Origin of the sequence: Algibacter sp. 2305UL17-15 (assembly GCF_040720935.1) — a bacterium.
Classification (GTDB): Bacteria; Bacteroidota; Bacteroidia; order Flavobacteriales; family Flavobacteriaceae; genus Jejuia.
The window spans coordinates 1-26163 of sequence record NZ_JBFDAE010000010.1; the positions used below are offsets into that span (position 1 = coordinate 1).

Annotated in this window: 26 protein-coding genes and 1 pseudogene; 14 read left to right on the forward strand and 13 right to left on the reverse strand. The window is 33.1% G+C overall.

The genetic code is table 11. From position 1 onward, the window contains the following. The first annotated feature begins 438 nt into the window (after positions 1-438). From ABXQ82_RS11790 to ABXQ82_RS11850, 13 genes are all read left to right on the forward strand, one after another. Positions 439-795 carry a four helix bundle protein gene (locus ABXQ82_RS11790; protein WP_367059639.1) on the forward strand — a complete coding sequence of 119 codons (357 nt, stop codon included), beginning with the start codon at positions 439-441 and terminating at the stop codon, positions 793-795. Between the two features lie 456 nt (positions 796-1251). Further along, the gene (gene thrC / locus ABXQ82_RS11795; protein ID WP_367059642.1) at positions 1252-2544 is read left to right on the forward strand and encodes a threonine synthase; all 1293 of its coding nucleotides are present in this window, start codon (positions 1252-1254) and stop codon (positions 2542-2544) included. 148 nt (positions 2545-2692) lie between these two features. After that, complete coding sequence (locus tag ABXQ82_RS11800) at positions 2693-2995, forward strand: nucleotidyltransferase domain-containing protein (RefSeq protein ID WP_367059645.1); 303 nt, start codon at positions 2693-2695, stop codon at positions 2993-2995. Then, positions 2985-3323, forward strand: coding sequence for a HepT-like ribonuclease domain-containing protein (locus ABXQ82_RS11805; protein ID WP_367059648.1), 339 nt, complete (start codon positions 2985-2987; stop codon positions 3321-3323). Before ABXQ82_RS11800 ends, ABXQ82_RS11805 begins: the two co-directional genes overlap by 11 nt. A gap of 293 nt (positions 3324-3616) precedes the next feature. Beyond that, positions 3617-4690 carry a Fic family protein gene (locus ABXQ82_RS11810; protein ID WP_367059651.1) on the forward strand — a complete coding sequence of 358 codons (1074 nt, stop codon included), beginning with the start codon at positions 3617-3619 and terminating at the stop codon, positions 4688-4690. 10 nt (positions 4691-4700) lie between these two features. After that, positions 4701-5552: a glycerophosphodiester phosphodiesterase family protein gene (locus ABXQ82_RS11815; protein ID WP_367059654.1), complete on the forward strand. Its 852-nt coding sequence runs from the start codon at positions 4701-4703 to the stop codon at positions 5550-5552. 140 nt (positions 5553-5692) lie between these two features. Then, positions 5693-6676, forward strand: coding sequence for a hypothetical protein (locus ABXQ82_RS11820; protein ID WP_367059657.1), 984 nt, complete (start codon positions 5693-5695; stop codon positions 6674-6676). Positions 6677-6806: 130 nt separating this feature from the next. Then, positions 6807-7424 (forward strand): VTT domain-containing protein, encoded by a 618-nt coding sequence (locus ABXQ82_RS11825; RefSeq protein ID WP_367059660.1) that lies wholly within the window; start codon positions 6807-6809, stop codon positions 7422-7424. A 63-nt stretch (positions 7425-7487) separates the two neighbouring features. Beyond that, positions 7488-7778: a DUF3817 domain-containing protein gene (locus tag ABXQ82_RS11830; protein ID WP_367059662.1), complete on the forward strand. Its 291-nt coding sequence runs from the start codon at positions 7488-7490 to the stop codon at positions 7776-7778. After that, positions 7775-9061, forward strand: coding sequence for a mechanosensitive ion channel domain-containing protein (locus ABXQ82_RS11835; protein WP_367059665.1), 1287 nt, complete (start codon positions 7775-7777; stop codon positions 9059-9061). Before ABXQ82_RS11830 ends, ABXQ82_RS11835 begins: the two co-directional genes overlap by 4 nt. A gap of 220 nt (positions 9062-9281) precedes the next feature. Continuing rightward, positions 9282-10532, forward strand: a complete 1251-nt coding sequence (locus ABXQ82_RS11840; protein ID WP_367059668.1) for a DUF262 domain-containing protein — start codon at positions 9282-9284, stop codon at positions 10530-10532. A 221-nt stretch (positions 10533-10753) separates the two neighbouring features. After that, positions 10754-11416 carry a hypothetical protein gene (locus tag ABXQ82_RS11845; protein ID WP_367059671.1) on the forward strand — a complete coding sequence of 221 codons (663 nt, stop codon included), beginning with the start codon at positions 10754-10756 and terminating at the stop codon, positions 11414-11416. Next, entirely contained in the window at positions 11400-12452 is a 1053-nt protein-coding gene (locus ABXQ82_RS11850) for an alpha/beta hydrolase (protein ID WP_367059674.1), read from the forward strand. Before ABXQ82_RS11845 ends, ABXQ82_RS11850 begins: the two co-directional genes overlap by 17 nt. A gap of 33 nt (positions 12453-12485) precedes the next feature. Here the strand turns inward: ABXQ82_RS11850 and ABXQ82_RS11855 are convergent, their stop codons facing one another. The 7 genes from ABXQ82_RS11855 to ABXQ82_RS11885 form a co-directional block, all read right to left on the reverse strand. Further along, the gene (locus ABXQ82_RS11855; protein ID WP_367059677.1) at positions 12486-14063 is read right to left on the reverse strand and encodes an alkaline phosphatase PhoX; all 1578 of its coding nucleotides are present in this window, start codon (positions 14061-14063) and stop codon (positions 12486-12488) included. Positions 14064-14554: 491 nt separating this feature from the next. Next, the gene (locus tag ABXQ82_RS11860) at positions 14555-15325 is read right to left on the reverse strand and encodes a hypothetical protein (RefSeq protein ID WP_367059680.1); all 771 of its coding nucleotides are present in this window, start codon (positions 15323-15325) and stop codon (positions 14555-14557) included. Positions 15326-15532: 207 nt separating this feature from the next. Beyond that, positions 15533-16588, reverse strand: a complete 1056-nt coding sequence (leuB, locus tag ABXQ82_RS11865) for a 3-isopropylmalate dehydrogenase (RefSeq protein WP_367059683.1) — start codon at positions 16586-16588, stop codon at positions 15533-15535. A gap of 298 nt (positions 16589-16886) precedes the next feature. Next, positions 16887-18407: an alpha-isopropylmalate synthase regulatory domain-containing protein gene (locus ABXQ82_RS11870; protein WP_367059686.1), complete on the reverse strand. Its 1521-nt coding sequence runs from the start codon at positions 18405-18407 to the stop codon at positions 16887-16889. Positions 18408-18410: 3 nt separating this feature from the next. Next, a complete protein-coding gene (leuD, locus tag ABXQ82_RS11875; protein ID WP_367059689.1) occupies positions 18411-19007 on the reverse strand; it encodes a 3-isopropylmalate dehydratase small subunit in 597 nt (198 codons plus the stop codon). A 207-nt stretch (positions 19008-19214) separates the two neighbouring features. Then, on the reverse strand, positions 19215-20609 hold the full coding sequence (gene leuC, locus ABXQ82_RS11880) for a 3-isopropylmalate dehydratase large subunit (RefSeq protein WP_367059692.1): 1395 nt from the start codon (positions 20607-20609) through the stop codon (positions 19215-19217). Positions 20610-20850: 241 nt separating this feature from the next. Continuing rightward, entirely contained in the window at positions 20851-21738 is an 888-nt protein-coding gene (locus ABXQ82_RS11885; RefSeq protein ID WP_367059695.1) for a DUF72 domain-containing protein, read from the reverse strand. 372 nt (positions 21739-22110) lie between these two features. On the opposite strand from ABXQ82_RS11885, the gene ABXQ82_RS11890 reads away from it, so the two are divergent. Then, entirely contained in the window at positions 22111-22527 is a 417-nt protein-coding gene (locus ABXQ82_RS11890) for a glyoxalase (protein ID WP_367059698.1), read from the forward strand. 171 nt (positions 22528-22698) lie between these two features. On the opposite strand, the gene ABXQ82_RS11895 is transcribed toward ABXQ82_RS11890, so the two are convergent. The 6 genes and pseudogenes from ABXQ82_RS11895 to ABXQ82_RS11920 all read right to left on the reverse strand — a co-directional run bounded on the left by ABXQ82_RS11895 (position 22699) and on the right by ABXQ82_RS11920 (position 26150). After that, complete coding sequence (locus ABXQ82_RS11895) at positions 22699-23385, reverse strand: DUF2461 domain-containing protein (RefSeq protein ID WP_367059701.1); 687 nt, start codon at positions 23383-23385, stop codon at positions 22699-22701. Positions 23386-23468: 83 nt separating this feature from the next. Continuing rightward, the gene (locus tag ABXQ82_RS11900; protein WP_367059704.1) at positions 23469-24053 is read right to left on the reverse strand and encodes a hypothetical protein; all 585 of its coding nucleotides are present in this window, start codon (positions 24051-24053) and stop codon (positions 23469-23471) included. 226 nt (positions 24054-24279) lie between these two features. Next, positions 24280-24441 (reverse strand): annotated as a pseudogene (locus tag ABXQ82_RS11905) (DUF1328 family protein). A gap of 78 nt (positions 24442-24519) precedes the next feature. Continuing rightward, the gene (locus ABXQ82_RS11910; protein WP_367059707.1) at positions 24520-25026 is read right to left on the reverse strand and encodes a DNA starvation/stationary phase protection protein; all 507 of its coding nucleotides are present in this window, start codon (positions 25024-25026) and stop codon (positions 24520-24522) included. 279 nt (positions 25027-25305) lie between these two features. After that, complete coding sequence (locus ABXQ82_RS11915; protein WP_367059710.1) at positions 25306-25866, reverse strand: hypothetical protein; 561 nt, start codon at positions 25864-25866, stop codon at positions 25306-25308. 53 nt (positions 25867-25919) lie between these two features. Continuing rightward, positions 25920-26150 carry a hypothetical protein gene (locus ABXQ82_RS11920; RefSeq protein WP_367059713.1) on the reverse strand — a complete coding sequence of 77 codons (231 nt, stop codon included), beginning with the start codon at positions 26148-26150 and terminating at the stop codon, positions 25920-25922. Between the last annotated feature and the right edge of the window lie 13 nt (positions 26151-26163).

The window sequence follows — 26163 nt, forward strand, 5'->3', positions numbered from 1 at the left end:
CAATGCCAATTAGAAATTGGGGAATTATATTGAACCAATTTTTAGCTATATTTGAAAACAGGATTAAACTATAAATAATTTAACCCTGAGTTTTGAAACTTACACAGATTTTAGGATAGTGTCGTCTGCTGAAGAAAATAATATCTAGAAAATATGAATACATTTAAACAACGCATAACCAATTACAGGTTTCAGTTTGCCGTCGCTATTCTCTTCGGTCATCGGTCTTCAGTCATCGGTCAATTTTCAACAAAAACATAAAATGATGCAACCAATTACAGATTTCACTTTACCGTCGCTATTCTCTTCGGTCATCGGTCTTCAGTCATCGGTCAATTTTTACTAAAACATAAAATAACATAATCCGATTATAGATTTCATACTACCGTCGCTTTCTCTTCGGTCATCTGTCATCCGTCATCGGTCAACCTTCACAAAATGAACAAATTCAAATTTGAGAAATTAATTATTTGGCAAAAAGCAATGGATTTTGGAGAAACCATCGATCAATTGTCTTTAAATTTTCCAGACAGAGAGAAATTCAATTTATCTTCTCAAATTTGTAGAGCGTCAGATTCCATAGCATTAAATATTTCGGAAGGTTCGATTGGTCAGTCAAACCCAGAACAAAAAAAGTTTATAGGATACTCCATCAGGTCGTTAGCAGAAGTTGTAACCTGTCTATTTAAAGCAAAAAGACGACACTATATCACTGAAGAACAATTTACAAATTTATATAACGAATCCTATCATATTATGAACATGATGATTGCTTTTAGAAAAAATATAAAGTAATTTAATAAAAATGACGGAAGACGGATGACGGGCGACGGAAGGGTCTGCTGAAGAAAATATTTTCAAAAAAAAAAAAAATGAATAAATTTAAACAACATATAACCAATTACAGATTTCACTTTACCGTCGCTATTCTCTTCGGTCATCGGTCTTCCGTCATCGGTCAATTTTCAACAAAAACATAAAATGATGCAACCAATTACAGATTTCACTTTGCCGTCGCTATTCTCTTCGGTCATCGGTCTTCCGTCATCGGTCAATTTTCAACAAAAACATAAAATGATGCAACCAATTACAGATTTCACTTTGCCGTCGCTATTCTCTTCGGTCATCGGTCTTCAGTCATCGGTCAATTTTCAACAAAAACATAAAATAACATAATCCGATTATAGATTTCATACTACCGTCGCTTTCTCTTCGGTCATCTATCATCCGTCATCGGTCAATTTTCACAAAATGAACTACTACTCACTTAATAAACAAGCACCAAATACAACATTCAAAAACGCAGTTATCAAAGGACTAGCACCAGATAAAGGCTTGTACTTTCCAGAAAGCATTACACCATTACCAAAGTCCTTTTTCGAAAACATCGATAATTTATCGAATTCTGAAATTGCATTCGAAGCCATTAAACAATTTGTGTCTCCAGAAATTCCAGAAGACGTTTTAAAAACGATTGTAAAAGAAACCTTGTCTTTCGATTTTCCTGTTGTAAAGCTAGACGACAGTATTTCTACATTGGAATTATTTCACGGGCCAACAATGGCGTTTAAAGATGTCGGCGCGCGTTTTATGGCACGCTGTTTAGGTTATTTTAATACAAATAACACGAATGAAGTTACTGTTTTAGTAGCAACATCTGGCGATACTGGTGGTGCTGTAGCAAACGGTTTTTTAGGCGTAAAAGGTGTAAATGTTGTGATTTTATATCCTAGCGGAAAAGTGAGTGATATTCAAGAAATGCAATTAACTACACTTGGTCAAAATATAAAAGCATTAGAGGTTAATGGTACGTTCGACGATTGTCAAGCCATGGTAAAAACCGCTTTTTTAGATGAAGAGCTAACAAGCAACATGCAGTTAACGTCTGCAAACTCAATTAATGTGGCGCGTTGGTTACCACAAATGTTCTACTTTATGTTTGCATACAAGCAATTACATAACACCTATGATGATATTGTATTTTCAGTACCAAGTGGGAATTTCGGTAATGTATGTGCTGGTATGATGGCGCAACAATTAGGATTACCTATTAAACATTTTGTGGCTTCGAATAATGTAAATAATGTGGTTACAAGATATTTAAAATCGCAATTATACGAACCAAAACCATCCATTCAAACCATTAGTAATGCGATGGATGTCGGCGCACCGAGTAACTTTATTAGAATTCAAGAAATCTATAAAAATAAATTTGAGTCTTTAAAAGAAAACGTGTCTTCCTATAGTTTTACAGATGATGAAACCAGAGCAGCCATCTTAGAGATTTACAACACATACAACTATGTAGCAGATCCTCATGGCGCTGTTGGCTACCTTGGTTCTAAAGCCTATTTAAAAGAAAACCCAAAAGCGCATTGTGTATTTTTAGAAACTGCGCATCCTACCAAATTTTTAGATGTAGTTGAAGAAGTAATTAAAGAAAAGCAACCATTACCAGAGCAAATACAGTCTGTTATGGGGCGAGAAAAAGTTTCCGAGGTTATTTCTAGGTATGAGGATTTGAAGGGTTTTTTGTTGGGGTAAGGGATTTAACTTTGCGAAGGTTTTCTAATAAATCTTTTAACTTCGGAAGTGAAAAATTAGAACAATTTCATATATATAAAGTTGTGGTTAAAGCTATAATAACGTCAGATAAAATCAAGCATCTAAGAAATTTGATTATTTTTATAATATGAAAATAAACGAGAAAAATATAAATCTAATTAAAAAGCTTTGCGAACAATACAAAGTTAAAACATTCTCTGCTTTTGGTTCAGTAACTAGAGATGATTTCAACGATGATTCAGATATCGATTTTGTTGTGGATTTTAATGAAAATGACCCCTTTGAATACACTAACTTATACTTTGAGCTAAAAGATAAACTAGAAAAATTATTAAAGCGTCAAATTGACCTTATTGAATATAGAGCTATCAAAAACCAATATTTCAGAAAAGAACTTGATGAAACCAAAGTGTTGATTTATGGACAATAGAATTAACTCTTGGCTTGAAGACGTTGAAAGGTCTATTGATGAAATTTTTGATTTCTTACCTAAACAAAAAGAATTCTTGGTGTATCAAAAAGACCTAAAAACTAAAAAAGCTGTAGAACGAAATATAGAAATAATTGGAGAAGCAATTAACAGAATTTTAAAATATAAAAATACCGATATTGAAATTAAAAATGCCCAAAAAATTATCGGCACTAGAAATCGAATTGCACACGAATATGACAGTATTTCGGATGAAGTAATTTGGACTATCATTATTAAAGAACTTCCTGAATTAAAAAAAGAAATTAGCGCATTAAAAAATAAGTAGTAGCCACAATAAAGCATGATTAATTGCTTGGTTCAGTTCTAAGTAGAAACACGCTTTGCATACTCGATCGCAAACACGTTAAACGAACTTTCCCGAAAATCACAAAATAAAAAACATATTATCTTCTTCCCCTAAAAACAAACATCAACATATTTTCAATACCTATTCATTAAGATTTTTCCATTTAAGATATCGCACACCAAACTAAAAAAACAGCCCTTTTTGGTACTTCAAACACACTACATGTACTTTATTTTGTATTTTTGGTACGTATAATAATTATATGAGACAAAATGCACCCTATAAAACCGCTTGATAAATTACCTCCGAAACGGGAAAAGGTAGAAACTCTAAAAATATTGAGGCAGTTAAGTAAATCCTCAAAAGCTTTAGGGGAATTAAAAGGGATAGCCCAAACAATGCCTAATCAAGAAATGCTTATAAACGCGGTTGTGCTTCAAGAGGCAAAGGATAGTTCTGAGATTGAAAATATAATTACAACCCAAGATGAACTCTATAAAGCGTTAAACACAAAAACAAAACAAGCCCCACAGGTTAAAGAAGTAATTAATTACCGAAAAGCTATTTTCTTAGGACATAATCTATTAAAAAAACAGGGATTCTTAAGATTAAAAGATATTGAGTTGTTACAAAAAACAATTATTGAAAATAATGCAGGTATAAGAAGTATGGCAGGAACTGTTTTAAAAAATGATAAAACAGGAGAAGTTGTCTATGTCCCACCACAAGAAAAAAGCGAAATTTTAGATTTATTAAGCAACTTTTTAGAACATTTTAACCTAAACCAAGATGATGTTCCTCCATTAATTAATCTAGCCATATTGCACTATCAATTTGAAAGTATCCACCCCTTTTACGACGGAAACGGTAGAACTGGACGGATATTAAACATTTTGTACTTAATAATAAATAAGCTTCTCGATATTCCTATTTTGTATTTAAGTTCATATATAAATGAAAACAAAGCAGACTATTATAGACTTCTAAATAAAGTAAATACATCCAACGATTGGGAAGCATACATTTTATATATTTTAAAAGCTATAGAAATTATGGCTACCAGAACAATTGATAAAATTAATTCTATAAATAATCTGCTTTCCAAAACCATAGAAATAGTACAGAACGAAGCACCCAAAATATACAGAAAAGAGCTTATAGAACTGCTTTTTGAACACCCTTATTCAAAAATTGAATATGTAGTTCAAAAACTAAATGTAGAGAGAAAAGCAGCTTCACGATATTTAAAGGCTTTAGAGAAAATAGGCATTATTACATCTGAAAAAATTGGTAGGGAAACTATTTATATCAATAAAATATTAATTGATATTCTTAAAATACACTAAGCATTCATACATGAAAAAAGCATTCTACAAACTACTAGCCTTTATTTTAATATGCTTTATCTATGTCTGCTTATCACTCTCCCCTATTTTTTTTAAAGATTTCTCCAATGAAGAAAACACACATAAAACCAAAATAATAGCACATCGAGGCGCTTCAAGTTTTGCTCCAGAAAACACATTGGCTTCAATACAAGCTGCTTTAAATCAAAACCCAGATAGAATTGAAATTGATGTGCAACAAACCTCAGATAAAGTTGTTGTTTTAATGCACGATACATCTTTGGACAGAACTACAAATGGAACTGGATTAATTAAAGAAAAAACATTTAAAGACCTATCAAAATTAGACGCTGGCAGTTGGTTTTCAAATGAATTTAAGGATGAAAGAATTCCAACTTTAGAAGCAGCAATTCAACTGATTAATGGAAAATGTCAGCTCATCATCGAAATAAAAAAAGGCAGTTCCTATTATCCTAATATTGAAAAAAACATTCTCAATAGCATTCAAAAATACAATGCTGAAGATTGGGTCATCATTCACTCATTTGACGATACTGTTTTAGAAACTGTTCATGCCTTAAATCCTAAAATTCCGTTACATAAATTGTTTGTTGGGAAATTTAAGTTTTCGCCTTTTATATATTCCAATAGCTTTGATAGATTAGATTTAAAAAAGTATAACTATATTGATGAATACAGCATCAATTATGTGTTTGCAAACAGAGAAATCATTGACATTTTAAAATCCAACGGAAAAAAAGTGAATGTTTGGACGGTAGATAATTCTGAAACAGCAAGGGAGTTAACCGCTTTAGGCGTTGATGGTATTATTACTAATAATCCAAAACTATTGGATGAATAATTTGAAGCTTCTTCTGCTTCGCCCCTGAATGACAAAAACTTATATTTTTCACTAATTGACAATCATTAATTTAAAAAATAAGTCAGTTTATTGTATATTTAATTGCTAGATTTTTAGTACAATCAAAACTTATTATACGCATGAAAACCTTCCATCATTTAAAAATATTCTGTTTTACCCTTTTAATTACTCTAATCTTTTTCAGTACTTCATTTGCAAATTTATCTGCACAAAACACCCCTCCTACGTTATCAACAACAGGACTTCAAAATGAAAAACTTTTTACAAACATTTTTCGTGGCGACTTCATCAATATTCCTTTTGATAAAGATGAGACCACATTCGTACTGCTTTTAAACGAATACATTGATGCATACGCCATAAATTGCGCAAGTAGCTTACCAGCAAATAAAGTGGAATTAATGAGACCAGAATGTGTTACCGAAAGAGTGACCAAAGATGGTTATGGTTGGGAAATTAGCAGAACCTGTGTGGAGTGGGTTGATGTACCCCGAGGGCTCTATGCAACACCAGAAATGCGAAATGCACAAATATCACTTGAAAAATCCCAAAGTGTGGATGTGTTTCGCAACATGTATAAAATGATGCAACAAAAAAATCCTATTGGAGAAGCCTTAAATATGCTGGAAACATCGAAAGCCATAAAAGCAGATTTGGCTTCATTAATTAAAATGAATGGTTGTGGAAGTAAAGGGTTAATGCGATTTCAAGAAAATTTAAGACGTTTTGCCATCAACAAACAACCGATTCCTATTTCTGGAAAAACGGCTAAAAAAACGGTCATTTCAACCACTAACCAAAACTTTGCAAAATTAGCTGAGGATTTGGTTTTTGAACATTCAAAAAAATGGGCCATGAACCGATATAGACGCGGCAGTATTTCGAACGCCACTATCACAAAAAAAGACAGTCAAGATAGACCAACAGAAATGACTGCAAAATACAGATACACAGGTTGGAACGGCGAAAGTTCAGGTTCGGTTAGAATTACATTTAACGAAGGATTACCAGAGTGTTTATACTTTTTTGATTTCCCTACAACGTGCAGATCTGCCGATAGAAGATTGGTGTCTCAATTTGCAAATGGTAGTTATAAAAAGTAGAATTCACGAATTACGGGCATTAAATTGCGTTTTTAGACTAATTTTTGTTAAATAATCTCTAATTAACATCGTTTATTTCTCCGTTTTAAAAATTCAGTCTTATATTTGTGCTTCCCTCTGAAATTTAGGCATGAAACCAAAGCAAAAACCAAATCCTGGAAAATCCCGTCTGCAATTACTGCATCAGTATTACAGCTATACTGGGTTTTACAAATTTGTGTGGCAAGCAGTAAAAAAGGCATTGCCTTATATTATTGGGATTGTAATTGCTATTTATGCCGTTAATCATTTTTTTGATATCAATGCAGCATTAACAAGACTTACCGAAATATTACCTTCTTATGGCGTTTTAAGTTTCTTTTTTGTCTCAGAAACATTATTGGGACTTGTTCCTCCAGAAATTTTTATTGCTTGGGCAGGAAAAATGTACAGCCCTTGGTTTTATTTAAGCATACTAGCACTTCTATCCTACGGAGGCGGACTTTTGTCTTATTGGATGGGACGTACAATTACAAAAACACCTTCAGTACATAATTACTTAGAGGTGAAGATGGAGAAGCAACTAAAAAACTCTAAAAAATGGGGTGGTTTTTTGATTATTGTTGGTGCGTTATTACCACTCCCCTTTTCTATTTCGTGTATTGCTGCTGGAATTATTGAGTTCCCATTTAAAAACGTAATTATTTATGGATCACTTAGATTGGTTAGGTTTGCTATTTACGGACTTATCATATTTAATGCCCTTTAAATAAATCTTAAATCATACGGTTTTTAGTCTTATGTGTTCTACTTTTGCACAAAATAAATCCCTATGTTTTCATTTGTAAATATCTTTCGAATTGTAGCACTTCTTGAAGGTGTCTCCTATATTTTATTATTGTTTATAGCAACCCCAATAAAATATTTGGCAAACGATCCCCAATATGTAAAACTTTTGGGAATGCCTCACGGACTTCTGTTTGTAGCTTATATTGCTATTGCATTTTTGATCAAAAACGATTTTAAATGGACCACCAAAGAATTTGGAATAGTGCTACTAGCTTCACTTATTCCCTTTGGCACATTTTATATCGATAAAAAATATTTAAGACCCGCAAGATGATTCAGGATAACACCAGCACCATTGAAGACATCACAGTACAGACTAAAGGTTTAAAACATGTAGTATTCGACTATTTAGTTGAAACCGGTCTGTCTGAACAAGTTGCACAATACCTAAATATGCTCATTTTACTGTTGGGTTTACTCTTAATAATCGTTATTGTTGATATCATCATCAAGAAATTATTGATTGGGGCATTTTCGCAATTTGCCAAAAAATCTAAAACAAATTTTGACGATCTTTTAATTTCAAACAAAGTCCCGCGGAATATTGCCCATATTATTCCGTTTTTAATAGCACTCGAATTTGCCCCTGATGTGTTTTCAGATTTTGGAAATTCTGAAATTATTATTGAAAAAGGACTTATAGTGTTCTCTATAATTCTAACATTATGGATCGTAAGAAGTTTATTAAATACGCTTAAGGACTACTTAAAAACACTTCCGAGATTAAAGGACAAACCCATAGATAGTTACATCCAGGTATTTATGATTTTTGCTTGGATAGGAGGCATCATGTCTGCCATTGCGATTATTACAAACATTCCGTTCTTAAAGTTTGTTACTGGAATGGGTGCTATTTCTGCGGTGGTTATTTTAGTGTTTAAAGACACTATTTTAGGTTTTGTGGCAAGTATCCAAGTCTCTATAAACGATATGGTGCGTATTGGCGATTGGATTACTTTTGAAAAATATGGAGCAGATGGCGATGTTATAGAAATCAATCTGGCAACCGTTAAAGTCCAAAATTTTGATAAAACAATCACCACAATTCCTACTTATGCGTTGATTTCAGATTCGTTTAAAAACTGGCGCGGGATGATGAATGCTGGGGGAAGACGTATTAAGCGTTCTTTAAACATCAAACAAGATAGTATTAAATGTCTTTCGGAAGAAGATATTAAAGCACTTAAAAAGATTGAGCTGATAACATCTTATTTGGAAACACGACAAAACGATATTTCGGCATACAACAAAACAAACAATATCAATAAAGAATTACCTTTAAATGGCAGAAACCTCACCAATATTGGGGTTTTTAGAAAATACATACAAACCTATATAGAAAATCATTCTGCTATTAATAAGGACATGACGATTATGGTGCGCCAATTAGCACCAACACCACAAGGTTTACCTATCGAGATTTATGCCTTTAGCTCTGACAAGCGTTGGGTAAATTACGAATACATCATGGCAGATATTTTTGACCATGTACTTTCTGCTGTGCCTTATTTTGATTTGGAGATTTTTGAATTGCCTACTAAGTTTTCTAATAGTTAAATAGCTCTGCAAACAGTTTAAATATTATTTAAAATCCCTATAGTTTTGTCGGGGTTTTTTGCTTTTTCGTAGGAAAAATTAATTATATTTACGAGATAAAAGTAGCAATAAACTTGCTGTATCCTGATTCGTTTACAAGGTATGATTAATAAAAGTTACTGTATAGCCGGTTAGCCCTCCTCATTTTAAAAAACCGAACCAAAATTAAAAATATAAATAAATGCCAACAATACAACAATTCCTAAATGACCGAAATAAATATAAAATTGATAGAACATACCAAAGACCAGTTGACGCTTGGTCTAAAACGGACAAACAATGTTTAATCGACACAATATTGAGGGAAGAACCGCTTCCGATTTTCTTTATGAATCATAAATCTGACGAAAGCAAATTTTACATTGTTGATGGACAACAAAGATTGCATTGTATTGGGCAATTTTTTGAAAACAAATTACCACTTAATAAAAAGTTTTCAGGAATAGAAAATCACGGTTTAACTTTCAATTCGGACAAAGCAATAAGTGATGACCAAAAGGAAAAATTCCTAAATTACAAACTAAATTTCCACATAATGGAGGATTACGATGACGAACGTGTCCGACTAATTTTTTCACGATTACAGCGAGGTAAGCCACTTCAATTGGGAGAGAGATTAAATGCAAAGCCAGGAACAATCGTTGAATGTATGCGTGAAATTGCAAATCATGACTTTATGAAGCATTCCGTTGGACTTTCTCAAAACAGATATGGAGTTTTTCCAGATGCTGCGAGAATGCTTTTTTACGAAATGTACGGAGCCAAACAAATGGGTTCAAATGAGCTATATAATTTCTTCGACCAACATAAAGAATTGGGTAAAAATTCGAGGGAATACAAAAACGCAATTAAAGTGTTGAATTTTCTTGAAAAATGTTTCCCAAAAGAACCGGGAAACTATAAATATCTTGAAAAGCACGCTTGGGTAATTGCAGTTTATACAATGGCTAGAGATTTAAAAATTGGTTATTCACTTAAAGGGCAAGAGGAAAACTTGAAAACATTTATTAAATCTTTCCATTCAAAAGTGTATGACGAATCATTTAGAAGTTCTAAAGCTAATTATCAAAGATTTTATGATAATGTAAGAGGTGGATGGTCAGAAAAAATACTGACGCTACGCAAGAAAATATTAATCGATGAATTTTTGACTAAACACGATGTTTCTGAATTAGATGATAGAAGACAAATAAATGATGAAGAAAAAATAACCGCTTTTAGGAAGGCAAATGCTCATTGCGAATATCCGAATTGCGAAATTGAATTCAAAGATTACAAGCAGGCTGAATATCATCACAAAGAAATGTATTCTGAGGGAGGAAAATCGGAATTGAAAAACATTATGGTTTTATGTACTACATGCCACGACAGAATTCACGGAAAAGAACACGTAGAAACGGAACTTGAAGAAGAATACGAAGAAATAGAATAAAGGGGGCAAACATCCGCATCTAAGGCAATATCTCATAAACCGTGTAAGTTTTTAAAATCTCAGGTTAATATTTAGCTTGAGATTTTTTATTTATCAAGTTTAAATTTTTCAGCTTCATATTTAACTATGAATATTTTAAGCATTAATTACATTTCCTTTAACAGGAATAGATAATAATAAAAGTAGTTTAGCGTTTTGTTTATCAACATTAATCTATATAGATGACATTAAAACTATGCTTCGCAATTCCTTTTATAATGTGCTTTTTAAACTTAGGTTTTTCACAAAATTTAGAAGAAACAAACTATTCCACAAACCTATCTTCGCAATCTTTTTTAGACAGAACCGAATTTAAAGTCAGCTATTTTGGTAATATCCTCTGGAACAATGGTTTGGACTTCGGCGCTGAATATCTTCTGATAGAAAATAAAAAAGTTAAAAATAGAAAACGCGGACAAAGAACAAACACACACCAGTTCCTTTTAAACGGAAATCTGGGTTTTACCACAAATTTTGCTAGTAGAACAGACACAGGTGTCTTTACAAATTATGGGATTACTTGGAGACGAACCAACAAAAAAGGCAAACAATTCAGTATTGAGTTCAACCCTTTAGGCTATTACCGCTCATTTTTGCCTGAAACCTATGAAGTTAATGGCGATAATGTAGAAAAGGTATTTCTTCCTGGTAGAGGTTACTACGCGCCTTCTATCTCGGTAGGCATTGGTAAGCAACGAAAAGGCAAAAAAATAACTGGTCGGTATTTTAACATCAATTTCATGTTGCGAACACCATATAACGCAACCACTTTACCTGCCTTTAACCTTCAATATGGGTACCGTTTTAATTTTAAAAAGAAAAATAGAGATGCAACAATCAATTAATACATATTCAAAAACACTACTGCTTATCGTTGTTTTCATAACTGCTTTTTCATGTTCTAAAGATGAAGATATTAGCAATTTAGACAAGACCATATTTGTCCGCCATAAAAATGCAGATATGCCTGCTTATATTCATGGTAACGGGTCTGATAAAACATTCCTTATTATATTACATGGCGGACCTGGAGGTAACGGATTAAGCTACCGCACTAATACCATTAAGAGCAGGATTGAAAAAGAATGTGCTGTGGTTTATTTTGACCAAAGAGGTTCTGGAATGGCTCAAGGCAGTTATTCTAAAAACGGAATAAGTGTTAGTATTATGGCGGAAGATGTTTTAGCGCTAGCAAAAGTGATTAAGCATACATATGGCAATGATTCTAAATTGTTCTTAATGGGACACAGTTGGGGCGGTACATTAGGTCCCGCTGCATTATTAAAAGATCAAAGCGATTTTTTAGGATGGATAAATGTAGATGGTGCCCATAATCCTAAAGATCTTTATTTTGAATATATCACAAATTTTAAAAGAGTAGCCACAGAACAAATTGAGGCTGAAAATAGTGTTGATTTTTGGGAAGGGGTTCTGGAATTGGTTAACAATGTTGATGCAACTCAATATAATGCTGAAGATTCCAATAAAATGAATTTAAAAGGGCATCAAGCTGAAGATAACTTTAGAAACGACGGTTTAACTGATAAATGGAATGATGATAACGACAAAATAGCTTTTCAATATAATATATTAACTACGTTATGGAATGGTAACAACACCCAGTCGATATTGGCGGATAAAGGACTCTGGAAAGTGCTAAATTATACTGATAGACTTTCGGAAATTACAATCCCCTCTTTAGTACTTTGGGGTAAACATGATATGGTGATACCTATTTTTTTCGCACAAGAATCTTTTGATAACTTAGGGGCTGCCGAAAAAAAGTTAGTGATTTTTGAAAGATCAGGACACTCTCCTATGTTTAATGAACCAGATTTATTTGCTGATGAAGTGATTCAATTTATCAATCAAAATAGATAACACAAATACTTCAATATTCAAATCAACATCACATTAATTAACCACTAGTCTTGCAGATTCTAAATCATTCACTTTAAGAATATATAGTCCAACACTAATATGTTTCAAATCCATTTCAACTTCAGATAACGCATTATAATTATGTTCTATAAGTTGCTTTCCTTCAATTGAATAAAGCTTTATATTGTTTATGTTATTACCTTTTACCTTTAATTTTTGAGCACCATTTACAGGATTTGGATAAAACTGGAATTCGCTATTAAATTCCTCATTATCAACAGATAATGATGTTCCTAAATTTTCATTTAAAGCTATTACTAAAGTGGTGCCTTTATCAAAATTCACAGTTTGTCCCGCAGCATCAATTTGATTGGCAACATTTCCAGAATCGGGATGTTGAATCGACATAAATAAATACTTATAATCTGGCGTAAACGTAATGCCCGTTGGCTCTGAACCGATTGGTGCTATTCCAAAAATTTCAACATCAGGACTGGCTTGGGTATGTCCGTTTTTAACCACCCAAATATAATTATTTCCTCCATCTTGCAATACCCAAAGATTTCCATCACCATCAAAGGCCAGATTATCATTTCTCAAACCCCATGGTACTGAAGTCGTATTTGTGCCATCATTGATGTCGTAATTCATGCCTCCCACAAAAGTTTCCATAGAGGTAACAGCTGTTCCCGATATAGGATCTGAATCCTGAAAACGATACACCCTTTCCTCTGGAAACCCTTTAACTGCAAAATAAACCCAGCCATCTGGCCCTATTTCAACATCTTCAATACCATTAAATACCGTTGCATCTACTCCCGACGTACCACTTTGAGCTAAGGTGCTATTTTGTTCTGCTTGGTTTGAGTTTGCTAAAAGAATCCAACTTCCTGCGCCATCTTTAAGCCCTTTGAAAACATAAAGATTTCCACTACTAAAATCTTGGGCAGTATCTGCCACAAATTTATACAAATAACCTGGATCAGAATCGGCACCTTGATAAACTGTTCTTTCATTAGCATGTATGGTTACATTTTCATGGGCAAAACTTCCCATTGCATAGTGCTTACCCACTACAGTTTTGGTTGCAGGGTTAATTTCTACATTCCAACCAAGATCGTTATAGCCATTATTTGGAGGAAATATATCAGGAATACTTGCTTCTTCACAGCTAATTACTGTACCCCAAGTAGTTACAGTACCTGAGCAATTAGCGCCCGTATTGCCCACAGCGGTAAAATCAAGGTCTTCAGATGCTGCAGTTTCCCATAATTTTGTTGTTCCATTGTAATTAATATCAAAAACCATGACACCACCGCCATTTCCAAACGGAGGAGGAACATCCTCTGAATTCACACTTAAATAGCCATTAACGCTGCTATTAGCAATTGGCACATAACCTGTAAAATCTGGTTTGGGTTTAAATACGCCGCCTTCTGTTAAAACATCTCCTACTTCTCCTATAACTTGAAACGTGTGTGAAGATGGAATCACAAACTTCTCACTTGTCGTTGTTGGATTAACCGATATAAAATCGTTAATATTTTGGGCGCAGAAATCTTGAATTCCTAAAAGAGAAATCGCTAAAAAGAAATGTAAAGTTGTTTTCATAATCTTTAAATTAAAGGATATGAGAAAGTTACTGAATTATTATTTTAAATTGTGATTTTTGGTATGAAAAAGTTTGTAAACAAAAAAGTGCAGATGATCTTAAAAGTTGTAGTGTTTTAAAAATCTATCAATGTTAAATAGTTACCCGGTAATCCTATCTTATTAAAGCCAAAAATTTTTATTTAATGAACTGAATTTTAAGTGAAAAAATTGACAATGAATGATAATTTAAAAATATTTGTATCCGATTAAAATAGTTTGTCTTTGTTTTAAGTATCGATTTTATAGTCTTTCGAGAGTTTTGTGTTTTGAAACCAAGACACCTTACTTTTTTTATAAATTACGAAGTATAAATTTATAAAGAAATTTATACTGATTTTCAATTGGTCAAGGTCAAGTCTTTATTCTTATCTCTTTAGCTAAAGAGACTAACAGCGTAACGCCTGTCTGGTAGAAGGCTGGCTCTTTGGTCTTTTATCGGACAACAATGTTTAAAAAATTTCTAAATTTTTACTGATTGGTTGTTTTTCCATATCGTAAACCATCGTAGAAATATCAACATGAAACCATTGGTTAAACAGTTTAAAATTTCGTTTTTGTGGCCATTCCTTTTTGTTGGTATGCCAATCATTTAATTCTATGGTAAAGAATTTATCGAATTTTTTTCGAAGCCATTTTGCCAGATCATCAACATTGTTATCTACTAAATAAATATTTGCTTCATCAACTTCTATAACTTTATCATCTGGATACAGATTATTTATCCAATCGAAAAAAGGTTGTTTGGGTTTTAAAATAATGGCGTAACGATTAATATAATTTTCTTCAAAATCTTCTTGGGAAGGTTCATGTGCCAATTGGCTCGTCATCATATTTTGCAAATAAGAATCTTCGTTTTCTGCTATAACGGTAAGCGTAGGCACGCCATTAACATCGGTTATTTCAAAGTCTGAAATAAAATTATGGTATTCTTTGAAATTTGAAACCTTATATGCAATCATTTTTTCCAATAATTCAAAATCTACGCCTTGATTTTTAACTGAGGCAATAACTTGTTCAAATTCATCTACGGGAATTAAAAGTCTCATATTTCCAAAATTCCAAGCATTTATTGCAAATTCAAAAATATCTTCAACATAAAAATCTTTTGGGAAATCATTTTCAAAAGGCGCTACAAATTTATCGATGAGTACCGAATACTTTACCCCTTCATTTTGATAAGTTACCTTATTATCAAATAGGTTAATTACCTTCTTACTCATAACTTATAATTATTTATGTTATCAATACAAAATTAAGATGTTATCTGATTTTCTTAAAAGAAAAGTGTTAATAGTTTTCAACACTTTTATGACTATAATATATTGGTGTCAATTTATTTCATAAAAAAGACCCTTCAGGTTAGCTACTGAAACAAGTTCAGCACAGAAAACCTCTGAAGGGTCTAAGTCATTTATACTACTATTTTTCTAGATATTAGCAGCCAACCAATCGCCAACTTCTTTAGTACCGTGCGCTTTTCCGCCATCGGCTAAATCTTCAGTAACAATCCCTTTTTCCAAAGCACTATTTACCGCATCTCTTATTGACTTACCTTCCTCTTGTAAACCAAAGTTTTCAAACATCATAGCAGCAGATAAAACCGTAGCCATTGGATTTGCAATATTTAAGCCAGTTGCCTGTGGGTAAGAGCCATGAATAGGTTCAAATAAACCAATATCTGAACCCAAAGATGCCGATGGCATTAATCCCATAGATCCAGAAATAACCGAAGCTTCATCTGTTAAAATATCTCCAAATAAGTTTTCAGTAATCAACACGTCATAGCTATTTGGCCATTGTACCAAACGCATCGCCACAGCATCCACAAACTCATAACTCACTTCAACCTCTGGATAATTTTTTTCCATCGCTTGCACAGTTTCACGCCATAAACGAGATGTTTCCAATACGTTTGCCTTATCAACACAACATAATTTCTTAGAACGTGTCATCGCCATTTCAAAACCTTTTTTTGCTAAACGTTGCACTTCTGCCCTTGTGTAAACACAGTTATCAAAAGCTGTTTCTCCCCCGTCTTTTCTACCCTTTTCTCCAAAGTAAATGCCGCCAGTCAATTCACGTAAAAACACCAAATCGGTACCTTCAATACGCTCTCTTTTTAATGGCGATTTTTCCAATAATGATGGAAATGTAAATGTTGGGCGCACATTAGCAAACAAGCCTAAAGCCTTACGCATTTTTAATAAACCTTGCTCAGGACGAACCTTTGCAGACGGATCGTTATCAAAACGCGGATGACCGATAGCTCCGAACAACACCGCATCAGAATTTTTACAAATTTCATGTGTTTCATCAGGGTAGGGTTCTCCAACAGCATCAATAGCCGCAGCACCAGTCAAGGCAGGTTTCCAAGTAATCTCATGTCCAAATTTCTTAGCAACAGCATCACTTACTTTTACTGCTTGATCTATAACTTCTGGTCCAATTCCGTCTCCGGCTAAAAGCGCAATATTTAATTTCATATATATTTATTTTATGTTCTTTAAATTTTTATTTTTTTGCTTCTGAAGGCAGGTCTAACTTGGAGCAGTTTACAGTTTACAGTTTTCAGTCAAAGCTTTTACTAACTGATAAACTTCGTGCTTCCAACTTCAAATTTCCATCTCATTAACCCACCCCTAGCCCCTCCAGGGAGGAGAACGCTTACTGCTGTGATTATGTTTTCGTAATGAAAAATCTAATCTTAAATAAAGAGATTGAATTTCCTATTTATGAACTAGCTAACTTCCGTCTTCTGTCTTCCGACATCGGTCTTTTTTTTCAACTCACAATAATATTCAGCATCTTTTCAGTCGCCTTAATTGCTGAAACCGTTTGATCCGAATCTAAACCACGGGTTTTAAATTCATTCTCAACATTCTTCCATGTAATGATCGTTTCACATAACGCATCCGAATTACTTCCCGGAGGTATTCTAACCGCATAATCTATCAAACTGGGCAAACCCATTTTCTTTTTCTTAAAAATACTTCTTATGGCATTCATAAACGCATCAAATTGCCCATCACCTTGTGCATTTTCTTCAAACGTATCATTTTCAATAGTGATAGAAACTGTTGTTGAAGGTTTTAATCCTTTAGAATGTGTCAGTACATAAGAATTTACTTTTACCTTTTCCTCATAAGTTCTATCTAAAACATCTGAAATTATATAAGGTAAATCCTCTTTGGTAACCACTTGTTTTCTATCGCCCAACTCTATAATACGTTGGGTTACTTTTTTTAAGTCTGCATCATTCAATTGCAAACCTAATTGTTGCAAATTCTTTTGAATATTCGCTTTTCCAGACGCCTTTCCTAAAGCATATTGGCGCGTTCTTCCAAAACGTTCGGGCATTAAATCACTAAAATACAGGTTGTTTTTATTGTCACCATCAGCATGAATTCCAGCTGTTTGCGTAAATACGTTAGCACCAACAATTGGCTTATTTGCAGGGATCATAACCCCAGAAAAATTCTCAACCAATTTGCTTACTGTATAAAGCATCTTTTCATTGACACCAATTTTAACTTCTGGCATAAAATCGTTAATAACCGCAACGGTACTAGACATAGGTGCATTTCCTGCACGTTCTCCCATACCATTTACCGTTAAGTGCAATCCATCAGCTCCAGCTTTTAAACCTTCCAAAGCGTTAGAAACGCCCAAGTCATAATCATTGTGCGCATGAAAATCAAAATGCAAATCTGGATAGGTATTCTTTATTTCCTTTATAAAATCGTATGATTCTTTAGGCGTTAGAACACCCAAAGTATCTGGAAGCATGATTCTAGCAACATTTTGGGTTTTCAAAAACGCTAAAAATTCATAAACATAATCTTTAGAATTTCGCATGCCGTTACTCCAATCTTCTAAATAAACATTGGTAGCAATACCATTTTCCGTAGCTAATGAAATAACTTCGGAGACATCCTTAAAATGCTGATTAGAAGTTTTTTTAAGTTGATGTGTTAAATGATTTAATGAACCTTTAGTCAGTAGGTTTTGAACCTTAGCACCAGCTTTCAGCATCCAATCAATAGAAACGCCTTTATCAACAAAAGTCAATACTTCAACTTTATCTAAATAATTGTTTTCAGACGCCCAATCAGTAATGTTTTTTACCGCCTGAAACTCTCCCTCCGATACTCTAGCAGAAGCAATTTCAATACGGTCCACTTTTAATTCTTCAAGTAAAAGTTTGGCAATAGTTAGTTTTTCTGAAGCAGAAAACGACACTGTCGAGGTTTGTTCACCATCGCGCAATGTCGTATCCATTATTTCTATGTGCTTAACTTTCATTGTTTAGAAAGGGCGCGTTTCCGTAAATGCTTCAATCTCACCTTTCATGCTTTGTAAATAGTCGATATCATCGAAACCATTAAGCATGTTTTCTTTTTTATAGCCATTAATATCAAATGATTCTTTTGAACCTGTAGCTAATAATGTGATTGTTTGTGCCTTTAAGTCAACTTCTAATTCCGTGTTAGGATCAGCATAAATAGCTTCAAAAATCTCATCAGCGAATTTTGGACTAATCTGTACCGGTAAAACCCCAATATTCAAACAGTTATTCTTAAAAATATCTGCAAAGAAACTAGAGACTACACAACGGAAACCATAATCGTAAACCGCCCAGGCTGCATGTTCCCTGGAAGACCCAGAACCAAAGTTCTTTCCTCCTACCAATATTTTCCCTTTGTAAATAGGATTGTTTAGAACAAAATCCTCTTTTGGTGTACCGTCGCCCTTATATCTCCAATCACGAAATAAGTTATCTCCAAACCCATCACGAGTTGTAGCTTTTAAAAATCGTGCAGGTATAATTTGATCGGTATCTACGTTTTCAATTGGCAAAGGCACCGCGGTACTTGTTAATGTTGTAAATTTATCGTAAGCCATAAAATTAGTATTCAGTCGCCAGTATTCAGTTGGCAGTTATTAATTTTAATTTCAAGTTATCCCTTCTTTTTTACTTCCCTTTGGGGATTGAGGGGATATTCAGTTGCCAGTCTTTAGTTGGCAGTCAATAATATATTTTTATTAATTTTTGTACAGTATCAATTTTCATTCTATGTGACTGAAAACTGTTTACTGCAAACTGCGAACTTATAAAAGTTCTCTTGGATCTGTAACCACTCCTGTAACCGCTGCTGCTGCAGCAACCAATGGACTGGCCAATAAGGTTCTAGAGCCTGGGCCTTGACGCCCTTCAAAGTTTCTGTTTGATGTACTTACTGCATATTTTCCTGCAGGTACTTTATCATCATTCATTGCTAAACATGCAGAGCAACCTGGTTCTCTTAACACAAAACCAGCTTCTTCAAAAATATCCAACAAGCCTTCTTCTTTTATTTTAGCTTCAACAACATGCGACCCCGGCACTAACCAAGCGGTAACATTGTCTGCCTTTTTTCTACCTTTTACAATAGAAGCGAATGCCCTAAAATCTTCAATACGTCCGTTAGTACAACTACCAATAAACACGTAATCGATTTTCTTACCAATCATTTGCTCATTTTCGGCATACCCCATATAAGCTAAAGACTTATCATAAGTTGCTTTTCCGCCTTCAACAGATTCTGCCGTTGGGATATTATTTGAAATTCCCATGCCCATACCGGGATTTGTACCATATGTAATCATAGGTTCAATATCGCTGGCATCAAAAGTTATTTCTTTATCAAAAACAGCATCGTCATCTGTTTTTAAAGTTTTCCAGTATGCCATAGCCTTATCCCAATCTGCTCCTTTTGGAGTCATGGCACGACCTTTTATATATTCAAATGTCTTTTCATCTGGAGCAACCATGCCACCACGTGCTCCCATCTCAATAGATAGGTTACATACCGTCATACGTCCTTCCATAGTCATATTTTCAAAAACATCACCAGCATACTCCACAAAATAGCCTGTTGCACCAGAAGTGGTTAGTTTAGAAATAATATATAAACCAACATCTTTAGGCGTCACACCTTTATTTAAAGAACCATTAACGCTAATACGCATTTTCTTAGGCTTAGGCTGCATGATACATTGCGTGGTCAACACCATTTCAACCTCAGAAGTACCAATACCAAAAGCAATAGCACCAAAAGCACCGTGCGTTGATGTATGTGAATCTCCACAAACAATCGTAGCTCCAGGAAGTGTAATACCATTTTCAGGCCCTACAACATGCACAATACCGTTATTTTCGTGACCTAATCCCCAGTGGCTAATCCCGTATTTATTGGCATTAGTCTCTAATGTTTTTAACTGATTAGCAGATAACGGATCTTGGACCGGTAAATGTTGATTAATTGTTGGTGTGTTATGATCGGCAACAGCAAATGTCTTTTTTGGATATAAAACACTTAAGCCTCTACTTTCCAAACCTACAAAAGCCACAGGACTTGTAACTTCATGAATTAAGTGACGGTCTATATAAAACACGTCTGGTCCATCTTCAATTTTTCGCACCACATGCGAATCCCATACTTTGTCAAACAATGATTTGCTCATAAATATCTATAATTTTGCGTTTAAACGACTCTAAGGAAGTTATAACTACAAATTTAAATTTTATTACAGTTAATCAAAAGTTTACGGCACATAGTTATTAAATTTTTATAAAATTGCCAATGGATGCACTATTATTTGAATTTTATGCAATAGAATAAGAAAATTGATTACAATTTTTGAACTCGTAATTGAAGGCTAAAGTGAGCTTAGACCTGTCAGGTTTTTAAAACCTGACAGGTCTTTAGAATAAAGTTTGTTGGTCATCGTCATTAGGAATGGTTAATGAATATCCCAATTCTGAATTTAACTGTTTTATAAAATAAGCAGATAACAAAGGAGATTCTTTTTCAATGTTTTGATGAATGAAAAAATCGATTTCTTTAATGCCTTGATCTTTCCAAGTTTTTAGTCGTTTTACCCAATCATCTAAACGTGAATAATCAGTGGGGTGATTTGCGCCAACATAGCGTACAAAAGCAGTTCCGTTCGTCAATCGCATGTGCATTAAATCGCGTCTTCCAGCGGTATCAACAATAACGTTTGAAATATTGTGAGTTTCCAGAAGTTGGTATAAATCTTCAGCAATGGCTTTGTCATTATACCAATTGGTATGTCTAAATTCTACGGCAAGCGGGATTTCTTTTGGCCAATTTTCCATGAAAGTGATAACCCTATCAAAATCTTTAGGCGCAAAATTGGTATTCATCTGCAAAAATATAGTGCCTAGTTTTTCTTTTAAGCTTGAAGCGTTATTTAAATAATGTTGCACAACCTCATTGGTTTCATTCAAGCGTTTCCAATGGCTTATTTCTTGGTTTAGCTTCGGAAAAAATTTGAATCCTTTTGGTGTTTTATCATACCATGTTGCAAATTGTTCCGCCGGAAAAATTCTGTAAAATGTAGCATTTAACTCAATAGAGTTGAATTGTGATGAGTAATATGCCAATTCATCTTTTGTCCCTCTTGGATAAAACCCTTTGAGGTCTGCCCTATTCCATTTGGCACATCCTACATAGATTTCTGGTATGTTATCATCTTTTACTTTATCCAAAATACGCCTTGTATCTGCATGGTCTTGAGGCAAATTGAAATCTATATCCTGAGGATTATCTACGCTTCCGAATTTCATTTTTAAATTTTTATTCCCTATGTCTTGGGAAAGACAATTATGTGGTTAGCTCAAAAGTGAGCTATTTTTTCGTATAAAGATAACAAAATCATCTAACCTGAATTGGATAATCAAAGCATAGATTTCATATGGGTTTGTTTATTCTGCGAGGTTTCAAAAACCTGATAGGAATATTTTATTTTGGAATTATACCTACAAGGTCAAAACAAGGCCTCGCAGGATGAGAAAAGATTATCTAACTATGTAAACAGTCTTTTTTTAAATAATAAGCGAAATGAGATGTTTTGAATGTTGATAACCTCGTTAACAATAATAAGTTGAAGTATCAAATCCAGTATGTATAATCTATATTTTTATTGAAAATCTTCTAAAATGGACTCAAGACAATTTAATCTTAAAAGTATTCGACCAGAAATTTTAAGTACTACAATTAATGATCACATGAGTACTGATGAGCGTTTTCAGAATTTAGTATTGCGCCCCATCATCAAATTTCAAAATGATTTATTGGTTGCTGTTTTTAGAAATTATATTGAGAAGCATAAATCTGTTTTTTATGATTTGCCATTAGAAAAGCGAATAGATTATATTGAAAATGCCATTCAAAAAGACATGAAATTGCGTAACTCCATGAAAGGGATGATTATAGGACAGTTTACTGTTGAAGAATATCTTATTTATATTGAAAATTCTTCGGCTTTAAACAAGCGTATGATGAACATGGTTAAGGAACGGTTGTTGAGCCATATTCAGTTGTTTGAGAAACCTGGGTTGTTGGCTGCTGTTTAGGTTTTTGACACGGATTTCACGGATTTTCACGGATTTTGTAATACTTATAAAAAAACTGTACTCAAAACTTAATAATCCAAAACATTTGGAATACAAATCCATATTTCGAATTAAATTTGTATTTGTTTTTTAATCTGTGTAAATCCGTGAAATCTGTGTCAAAACAAAAAATTATTTTTCAATCATAGAAACCCCATTCAAATCCGTAGTCAAAACATCGCTCATATAATCAAAAAATGGACGAATTGCTTTAAAAGCATCATCAATTTCGTTTAAAAAATTTGTATCCAAAACTTCTTTGTCGGTATATTTTTTAGTGAAGATATATTGCTTCTTTTTTATTAAATCTATGGCTTTATGTTCTTTATCAAACCCTCTTGGAGCTGACTTCACTTCGTCGCCTACAAACGAATTTCCCCAGACCGAATTGAATTTTTTATTAGCAAGAATCTTTCTAATTTCAGAATCGTCCATTTCAAATTCTTTTCTTATTCTTTGTAAATCTTCTTTAGCTGGCTCCCAAAACCCTGTAGCTATAAAACTTTCGTTATTGGGTTGAATGTGCAAATAATAACCACCTCTCAATCTTGGTTTTGTACGGTGGAAAGAACCTCCAAAATGTGTTTTGTAAGGCAATTTGTTTTTTGAAAACCGTACATCCCGATAAATTCTAAAGATCTTTAGTTTATCGATCTCGTCGTGTTTATTAAGGTTTTCGAAAATGGTGCTATAAACTGCTTTAACCTCTTTTTCTATAGCTTTAAATTCAGGTTTGTTCTCGTTGAACCAATCACGGTTATTATTCTTTTCTAACTTCCTAAAAAAATCGAAGGTGGACTTTGGAATGGTTGTGCTCATAATCATTTAGTAATTGCTGCTCTAAAGTACAAAAAGTCCCGAATTCATCGGGACTTTTATCAATATCTTAACATGAGCTCATATTATGGATTGTCTTTCTTCTTTTTATATGTTTTGGTTTTTATACTTCCAGAATCTTCATCATAATATTCAACTACAAATTCTTCTTTTTCATTAAAGTACCCAACGCCATTGTAATTTTCTCCTTTAACTACATAGCTGTCTTTATTATTAGAGCTCCAAACTTTACTAAAAATAACAAATTCATTTTTTTCAGTTTCAAGATATATATCAAAACCTTTATCACTTGGTGTGAATTTATAATTTTTGTCTTCACTTATATAATGTGTTCCTTTTGATACCAACTCATCTGAAGTATCAGAGGAGTCTCCACTAAACGTTACTGTTTTTTCTACGTTTTGAGTGATAGGTAACCTCTCTTGATTCACTTTGAGTGTGTCATTTTTATCGAATTTCACATCAGAAGTTTCTCTAGTAACAACATTTACTTTTATTTCGTCACCATCCTCATATTGTATCCTCTTAACAGTTATTTCTGTATTTATTTCTTTCGGTTTTTCATGTGCCGGTTTTTCTTGTGCCGGTTTTTCTTGTGCCATTGCAGTACCATAAATAAGTATTACCAGCACGTATATTATATTTTTCATTACTTAAATTTTAATTCTGTTTTACCGTTTATTCATATGTATTAGATTAACTGGCGTCATCTATTTCATCTGCTGCATCTTCTATTTCCTCAACAGCTTCTTCAATTTTATCTTCTTTTTCTTTTTTCTACAGCTTGTAAAAAATGTTGAAATTGTAAATAATAGGGCTAATGTTAATATTGTTTTTTCATGATTTCAATTTTTTTTAAAAGGGTTAATTGTTATTTTACTTTTTCAATAATCCATTTAATAGAGAGAGCAGAAAGAGTATGATAAATATGTAGAAACAAATTTTAGCAATTCCTGCTGATACTCCCGCAATTCCACCAAAACCTTATGCTCCTGCTACAAGTGCAACTATTATAAATGTGATCGTCCAGCGTAGTATATTTTTTAAGGTTTAAAATATTGATTTATTAACAAAATAAATCTACTCTAGCTATTGGAGAATTGTTTAAAAACTTAATTATTCAACTTCTACAACATCTGGTTTTAAACCATCAGAAGTCTTTTTTGTCCATGCATTCAACATCCAACTAGATTTTTCAAGCTCTCTAATGTATGCAACAATTAAATCTATGGTACCTTCATCTGAAGCTTCTTCCGCTTTTTTTATCACTTTACTCATTTGTTCCAGTAACAATTTATGATCGTTTAAAGTTTCCAGAACCATATCATGGTCTGTTTTGAGCGGAGTGTCTTCATTTATAGAAGATGTTTTTAAGTAATCTTCTAGTTTACTCATTGGATGAAATCGCAATGTTAAAACACGCTCTGCAATCTCATCTATTTTTACACGAGCATCGTTATACATGTCTTCAAATTTTTCATGTAGATCAAAAAAGTTTTTTCCAATGATATTCCAATGGTTACTTCTTAGTTTCTGATAATAAACGTGGTAGTCAGCTAACAAAATATTCAATTCTACCACTACAGGTAATAATTCTTCGTCATTCATATTTAAATAACTCATGATAAATTGTTTTTGTATTCCCCTATAAAGATATAGGCTATATCAATTTTTTCAAACCCTTTAACAAGGTTTAACGGATTTGAATTTCATTTAACTTAAATTATGTTAAAAAAAAACGAGAAATGTTAAGGGGTTTTAAGAAAAGAATTGGAATAATAATTTGGGCACTGTGAAGCCCCACCAAACGCCTAACCTTCTAAAAAAATCGAAGGTGCATCTAAAATACAAAAAGTCCCGAATTCATCGGGACTTTTATCAATATCTTAGCGTGAAATACTATTATTCATCGTCTTCTTTTTCTTTATAAGTCATGGTTTTTATACTTTGGGAATCTTCATCATAATATTCCACTACAAATTCTCCTTTAGTATTAAAATATCCAACGCCGTTATAATTATCTCCTTTAACTAAATAGCTACCTTTATTACTAGAGTTCCATGCTTTCCCCGTGACTTCAAATTCATTATTATTGTTATCAAAAGATATATCAAAACCTTTATCACTTGGTGTGAACTTATAATTTTTATCTTCACTTATATAATTTGTTTCTTTTAATAACAACTCATATGAAGTGTTTGGATCTCCACTTACCATGACCATTTTTTCAACTTTTTTAGTATCAGGTAATCTCTCTTGATTCACTTTTTGTGCATCATTTTCATCTAATTTTACATTAGTGGTTTCTCGTGTCACAACCTTTACCTTTTTTTCTTTTATTTCTTGACCATCATTATATTTTATGGTCTTAATTGTCGCTTCTTCTTTTACTTCTTTCGGTTTTTCTTGTGCCATTGCAGTACCACAAATAAGTAATACAAATGCATATGCTAAATTTTTCATTTTTAATAATTTTTAAGATTGATAAAATGCTTTTAGGTTAGAAGAACTATGAATTATTTGTTCTTTTTAACTTCTTCTTTCGCTTCTTTGATCTCATTTTCTACATCTTCCAATGCGTTTTCTACATCATCTGATACTTCTTCGGAGTTCTCTTTAGCTTCAATTTCAATATCCTCAATTGCTGCTTCTATTTTATCTTCAGGAGACTTTTTATCATCCCTACAACTTGTAATAACAGTTGCAATTGTAAATAATAAAGCAAACATTAATATGATTTTTTTCATAATTTTTGAATTT

Bases quoted from the DNA above. Each gene is read 5' to 3' on its own strand.
- ABXQ82_RS11790 (WP_367059639.1), top strand. From the start codon at position 439: ATGAACAAATTCAAATTTGAGAAATTAATTATTTGGCAAAAAGCAATG.
- thrC (WP_367059642.1), top strand. From the start codon at position 1,252: ATGAACTACTACTCACTTAATAAACAAGCACCAAATACAACATTCAAA.
- ABXQ82_RS11800 (WP_367059645.1), top strand. From the start codon at position 2,693: ATGAAAATAAACGAGAAAAATATAAATCTAATTAAAAAGCTTTGCGAA.
- ABXQ82_RS11805 (WP_367059648.1), top strand. From the start codon at position 2,985: ATGGACAATAGAATTAACTCTTGGCTTGAAGACGTTGAAAGGTCTATT.
- ABXQ82_RS11810 (WP_367059651.1), top strand. From the start codon at position 3,617: ATGCACCCTATAAAACCGCTTGATAAATTACCTCCGAAACGGGAAAAG.
- ABXQ82_RS11815 (WP_367059654.1), top strand. From the start codon at position 4,701: ATGAAAAAAGCATTCTACAAACTACTAGCCTTTATTTTAATATGCTTT.
- ABXQ82_RS11820 (WP_367059657.1), top strand. From the start codon at position 5,693: ATGAAAACCTTCCATCATTTAAAAATATTCTGTTTTACCCTTTTAATT.
- ABXQ82_RS11825 (WP_367059660.1), top strand. From the start codon at position 6,807: ATGAAACCAAAGCAAAAACCAAATCCTGGAAAATCCCGTCTGCAATTA.
- ABXQ82_RS11830 (WP_367059662.1), top strand. From the start codon at position 7,488: ATGTTTTCATTTGTAAATATCTTTCGAATTGTAGCACTTCTTGAAGGT.
- ABXQ82_RS11835 (WP_367059665.1), top strand. From the start codon at position 7,775: ATGATTCAGGATAACACCAGCACCATTGAAGACATCACAGTACAGACT.
- ABXQ82_RS11840 (WP_367059668.1), top strand. From the start codon at position 9,282: ATGCCAACAATACAACAATTCCTAAATGACCGAAATAAATATAAAATT.
- ABXQ82_RS11845 (WP_367059671.1), top strand. From the start codon at position 10,754: ATGACATTAAAACTATGCTTCGCAATTCCTTTTATAATGTGCTTTTTA.
- ABXQ82_RS11850 (WP_367059674.1), top strand. From the start codon at position 11,400: ATGCAACAATCAATTAATACATATTCAAAAACACTACTGCTTATCGTT.
- ABXQ82_RS11855 (WP_367059677.1), bottom strand. From the start codon at position 14,063: ATGAAAACAACTTTACATTTCTTTTTAGCGATTTCTCTTTTAGGAATT.
- ABXQ82_RS11860 (WP_367059680.1), bottom strand. From the start codon at position 15,325: ATGAGTAAGAAGGTAATTAACCTATTTGATAATAAGGTAACTTATCAA.
- leuB (WP_367059683.1), bottom strand. From the start codon at position 16,588: ATGAAATTAAATATTGCGCTTTTAGCCGGAGACGGAATTGGACCAGAA.
- ABXQ82_RS11870 (WP_367059686.1), bottom strand. From the start codon at position 18,407: ATGAAAGTTAAGCACATAGAAATAATGGATACGACATTGCGCGATGGT.
- leuD (WP_367059689.1), bottom strand. From the start codon at position 19,007: ATGGCTTACGATAAATTTACAACATTAACAAGTACCGCGGTGCCTTTG.
- leuC (WP_367059692.1), bottom strand. From the start codon at position 20,609: ATGAGCAAATCATTGTTTGACAAAGTATGGGATTCGCATGTGGTGCGA.
- ABXQ82_RS11885 (WP_367059695.1), bottom strand. From the start codon at position 21,738: ATGAAATTCGGAAGCGTAGATAATCCTCAGGATATAGATTTCAATTTG.
- ABXQ82_RS11890 (WP_367059698.1), top strand. From the start codon at position 22,111: ATGGACTCAAGACAATTTAATCTTAAAAGTATTCGACCAGAAATTTTA.
- ABXQ82_RS11895 (WP_367059701.1), bottom strand. From the start codon at position 23,385: ATGAGCACAACCATTCCAAAGTCCACCTTCGATTTTTTTAGGAAGTTA.
- ABXQ82_RS11900 (WP_367059704.1), bottom strand. From the start codon at position 24,053: ATGAAAAATATAATATACGTGCTGGTAATACTTATTTATGGTACTGCA.
- ABXQ82_RS11910 (WP_367059707.1), bottom strand. From the start codon at position 25,026: ATGAGTTATTTAAATATGAATGACGAAGAATTATTACCTGTAGTGGTA.
- ABXQ82_RS11915 (WP_367059710.1), bottom strand. From the start codon at position 25,866: ATGAAAAATTTAGCATATGCATTTGTATTACTTATTTGTGGTACTGCA.
- ABXQ82_RS11920 (WP_367059713.1), bottom strand. From the start codon at position 26,150: ATGAAAAAAATCATATTAATGTTTGCTTTATTATTTACAATTGCAACT.